At 23.8% G+C, this 968-nt stretch carries 1 protein-coding gene; it reads right to left on the reverse strand.

What is annotated here, in order from left to right:
* Positions 1-47: 47 nt before the first annotated feature.
* Positions 48-968, reverse strand: a 921-nt coding sequence (locus OL66_RS00840; protein WP_034172080.1) for an NB-ARC domain-containing protein, incomplete at its 5' end; no start/stop codon positions are given.

Below are 968 nucleotides of genomic sequence, written 5' to 3' on the forward strand. Positions count from 1 at the left end.
TTTTTGATATAATTTATAAAACATAATATAACACTCTTTTCTTTAATTTAATCTTCATCTAAATCTATGTTAGTTATTTTTTTAATAAACTCTTTTTGTTCTTTTTTACTTAATGCTTTTATTTGAAATTTGTTTAATAAATTATTAGGTTTTTTGAAAGGTTTTTCATATTCCATTTTTACTGGATTCCACATGCTATAAGAAATATATTTAGAATCTAAACTAATGTGTAATTTACAACGACGTTTTAATTGAATAATGCTTTCATCTTTTTTAAAAATATCTTCAAAGAAATCATCAATGCTTTTAACAGTAGTAATAATAATTAATTTACATTCTAATACTTTATTTTTATAACGAGATTTAACACTATATGAAGTATTATTATCTAACATTTTTAATAAATCTGTTAACCCTAAACAATTAGAACGTAGATCATCTAAAATAATACATTCTTGACCTTGATAATCATCTAAAACATCATTACTACCAGATGAAATATAAGTTTGATAATTTTTCTCTTTGGCTATTTTTTTGGCAAGAGTAGTTTTACCTGAACCACTCATACCAGTGATAAAAACACATTCCATGTTTCTTTCAATTCCTTTCAAAGTATTAGTTCTATACTTAAATGCTTTTTCTATTGCTGCAGAATAGATATTATGTTCTATAATAGAAATGTAGTTAGTGATGTTGTACTCTTTTATTTCTCCTGAATGAATTTTAGTTAAGATGTCTTTTAAACGAGTATCTATTTTATATTTACGAAGGAAAATATCTTGTTGTGCTTCAGATTTCCAATCGAAATCACTAACTACTTCTCTTTCATCATATTGATGTTTATCAGTTCTATTAGCGTGAATCATATACATCAATGCATCACTAAATCTACCTTTAATTTTAGATACAAAATTTTCTTCAGTATTAAACCATTGAGCAATATGTTTTACATCATATGCATTATTAAA

The organism is Chrysanthemum yellows phytoplasma, from assembly GCF_000803325.1.
Lineage (GTDB): Bacteria > Bacillota_I > Bacilli_A > Acholeplasmatales > Acholeplasmataceae > Phytoplasma > Phytoplasma asteris.